The 3,903-nt window shown below is 68.1% G+C and carries 2 protein-coding genes; one reads left to right on the top strand and one right to left on the bottom strand.

Annotated elements, in window-relative coordinates:
* On the top strand, positions 1–1,068 hold a 1,068-nt coding region (locus tag FVW20_RS09240; RefSeq protein WP_196609188.1), incomplete at its 5' end, for a 2-phospho-L-lactate transferase CofD family protein.
* A gap of 104 nt (positions 1,069–1,172) precedes the next feature.
* Here FVW20_RS09240 and alaS read toward each other — a convergent pair.
* The gene (gene alaS / locus FVW20_RS09235) at positions 1,173–3,812 is read right to left on the bottom strand and encodes an alanine--tRNA ligase (protein ID WP_196609187.1); all 2,640 of its coding nucleotides are present in this window, start codon (positions 3,810–3,812) and stop codon (positions 1,173–1,175) included.
* Positions 3,813–3,903 lie beyond the last annotated feature (91 nt).

Genomic DNA, 3,903 nt, shown 5'->3' with positions numbered 1-3,903 from the left:
GACCTGCGCCTGTCCGACGCCGGGGAACACGACACCCTGATGCAGCGGCTGTACGCGCTGGCCTCGGACCGCGACCCCGCCTGGCGCGGCATCGACCCGCTGGTGGCCGACGTGCTGCGCCTGCACCTGCGCTGGTTTCTGGAGTTCGCGCCGCCCGGCTTCGACCCGCACGGGGCGTGCCTGGGAAATCTGCTGCTGGCGGGCGGCTACCTGCGCCACGGCGGCGGGCTTGGGCCGGTGTTGCACCTGTTCGCGCGGCTGTTGCGGGTGCGGGGCACGGTGGTCCCCATCGTGGACGATGACCTGCATCTGGCGGCGGAACTGGCCGACGGCACCGTGCTGCTGGGACAGCACCGCATCACCGGCAAGGGCGTGCCCGGCATCACCGCGCCGGTGCGCCGCCTGTTCCTGACCCGCATCCGTCCGGATGATGGCGGCCAAGCCGGACAAGCCGGACAAGCCGGGCCAACTGGGCCAGATGGGCCAGCCGGGCCGGACGGACAAGATGGAGCAGGCGGGCCGCACGGGACCAGGGGTGAAGACCACCACGGCGGCGAGGGCCGAAATTCCGCGCCGCCCGCCGAGGCGCGCGTGCCCGTATCCGGCGTGGCCGCCCGGCACATCGCGGAAGCGAACCTGATCTGCTTCCCCATGGGCAGCTTCTACACCAGCGTAATGGCCAATCTTTTGCCCGAAGGAGTGGGACGCGCCGTGGCCGCGGCCCCGTGCCCCAAGGTGTACGTGCCCAACAGCGGCACCGACCCGGAACAATTGGGCCTGTCCGTGGCCGATTGCGCCGCCGCACTGCTGACCATGCTGCGGCGTGATGCGGGCGCGGACATGCCTGCCGCCCGGTTGCTGAATACGGTGGTGGTGGATACCCGAAACGGGGTGTACCCCGGCGGTATCGATCACGAAGGACTGCGCGCGCAGGGCGTGGAACTGCTGGACGCACCCGTGGTGCGGGCGCTGCCCGGCGAAGGGGCACACCCCGTCACGATGGCGGGGCGGCACGACGCCGACGCGGTGGCCGACCTGCTGCTGGGACTGGCCTGCCCGCGCGGTTAGATTGCGTCCGGGTATCGGGCCTTCGAACTTCGGCTGAGGAACGAAAACGCCCCCGCGTGCCATGCACGCGGGGGCGTTGTGTCGTAACAGCGATGCGGAGGGCGTTACCCCGCGATGGTCTTGCGCAGGATGTCAAAGGCCTCGTCGATGCCCGCCGGGTTGGTGCCCCCGGCCTGGGCCATGTCGGGTCGCCCGCCGCCGGAGCCGCCCACGGCGGCCGCCACGGCCTTGATCAGGGCCGGAGCGGTGAAGCGATCATGCAGGTCCTTGGAAACGGCCACGATCAGGCTCACCTTGTCGCCGTCGGGGGCGGCAAGGCAGGCGATGCCCGAAGGCAGCTTCGAGCGCACGTCGTCCATCAGGTCGCGCAGGGCCTTCACGTTGGGCACTTCCACCTTGGCGGCCAGCACCTTCACGCCGTTGATCTCGGCCAGTTCGTCCATGATGTTGCGGCCCTGGCCGGACGTGGCCTGGGAGCTGGCCTTTTCCAGGTCCTTGCGCAGGCTCTTCACGTCCTTCTGCAGGGCCTCAACGCGGGGCACGATCTCGCCGGAGCGGACCTTCAGCAACCCGGACAACTGGCCCAGTTCGGCACGCTGGTCCATGACCATACGCAAGGCGTTCCAGCCGGTGATGGCCTCTATGCGGCGCACCCCGGCGGCCACGCCGCCTTCGGACAGGATCAGGAACAGCCCGGCCTGGCCGGTGGCGCGCAGGTGCGTGCCGCCGCACAGTTCCACCGATTCGTCGGCAATGGCCACCACGCGCACCTCGTCGCCGTACTTTTCGCCGAACAGGGCCATGGCCCCCCGGGTCAGCGCGGCGTCGTAGGCCATGTGGTCGGTTTCCAGCGGCAGGTCGGCCAGGATAACCCGGTTCACCTCGCGCTCGACGGCGGCGATTTCTTCCGGCGTCATGGCGGCGATGTGGGTGAAGTCGAAGCGCAGGCGGTCGGGGGCCACCAGCGACCCGGCCTGCTTGACGTGGTCGCCCAGCACGCGGCGCAGGGCGGCGTGCAGCAGGTGGGTGCAGGTGTGGTTGCGGGCAGAGGCCACGCGCTCGTCCTCTTCAACCAGCAGGTGCACTTCCTGGTCGGGCAGGATTTCGCCGTCCACCGTTTCGATCTGGTGCACGGTAAGTTCGGGCGAGGGCTTCAGGGTGTCCAGCACGCGAGCCTTGCCCGAAGGCGAGGTGATGGAGCCAAGGTCGCCCGTCTGGCCGCCCGAGGCGCCGTAGAACGGGGTGCGGGTGGCCACAAGGTAGCCCTTGGCGCCCTTGGGCAGGCCTTCACTGGGCAGGCCGGTGGCATCCAGCAGGGCCACAACGCGGCTGTCGCCCGAAAGGTGGTCGTAGCCGATGAATTCCGAGCGCAGGCCTTCTTCGAGCAGGGCGTGGAAGCGCGAGGCGATGTCCGTTTCGCCCGATCCCTTCCAGGCTGCCTTGGCGCGTTCCTTCTGCTCGGCCATCAGGGTGCGGAAACCTTCCTCGTCCACCGTGAAGCCGCGCTTTTCCGCGATGTCGTTCACGATGTCCAAGGGGAAGCCGTAGGTGTCGTACAGCTTGAAGGCCACGTCGCCCGCCACGCGGGTGCTGCCCGCGCCGCGCAGGCTTTCCAGTTCCTCTTCCAGCAGGGCCAGCCCCTTGTCCAGGGTGCGGTTGAAACGCTCTTCCTCCTCGCGCACCACGCGGGCCATGAAATCGGCGTTGCCGCGCAGTTCGGGGTAGTCGTCGCCCATCACCTCGACCACCTTCAGGGCGGTCTTGTGCAGGAAGGTGCCGGTCTGCCCGATGAGCCGCCCGAAGCGGTAGGCGCGGCGGATCAGGCGGCGCAGCACGTAGCCGCGCCCCTCGTTGGAGGGCAGGATGCCGTCAGTGATCATGAAGGCCATGGAACGGCTGTGGTCGGCGATGACCCGCAGGGCGGTGTCCGTTTCATCGTTGGCGCGATAGGAAACCCCGGCGATGTCGCAGGTGTACTGGATGATGGCCTGGAACAGGTCGGTGTCGAAGTTCGAGTACACGCCCTGGCACACGGCGGCGATGCGTTCCAGCCCCATGCCCGTGTCGATGGAGGGCTTGGGCAGGTTGGAACGGGTGCCGTCGGCGGCCTGGTCGTACTGCATGAACACCAGGTTCCAGATTTCCAGGTACCGGTCACAGTCGCACTTGCCGATGCCGCAGTCCGGCCCGCAGGTCATGTGCTCGCCCTGGTCGATGAGGATTTCCGAGCACGGGCCGCAGGGGCCGGTATCGCCCATGGACCAGAAGTTGTCCTTCTCTCCCATGCGGTAGATGCGTTCCGCCGGAATGTCGGTGTGCGCCAGCCACAGGTCGCGCGCCTCGTCGTCGTCGCGGAATACGGTGGCGTACAGGCGTTCCTTGGGCAGCTTCAGGTCTTCGGTCAGGAACTTCCAGGCGAACTTGATGGCGTCTTCCTTGAAGTAGTCGCCGAACGAGAAGTTGCCCAGCATTTCGAAAAAGGTGTGGTGGCGCGCTGTGCGGCCCACGTTTTCAAGGTCGTTGTGCTTGCCGCCCACGCGCAGGCACTTCTGCGAGGTGGTGGCCCGCACGTAGCCGCGTTTTTCCTGCCCCAGGAATGTCTTCTTGAACTGCACCATCCCCGCGTTGGTGAACAGCAGCGAGGGGTCGTCCTTGGGCACGAGGGAAGAGGAGCGCACGATCTCGTGGCCCTGCGACTGGAAGAATTCAAGGAACCGGCGCCGGATTTCGTTGGCGGTTATCACTGGGTGTCTCCTGTGCGGATCGTATGGCGTCGCAGGCGCGCGGCGCCGCGCACGTCACCGCGCCCGCAGGGCGGGGCTGGCGGTGGCGCGG

The organism is Nitratidesulfovibrio oxamicus (assembly GCF_015731765.1).
Classification (GTDB): Bacteria; Desulfobacterota; Desulfovibrionia; order Desulfovibrionales; family Desulfovibrionaceae; genus Cupidesulfovibrio; species Cupidesulfovibrio oxamicus.
The sequence above is the reverse complement of the archived record's forward strand: the minus strand, read 5'-3'. Positions and strand labels throughout refer to the sequence as shown.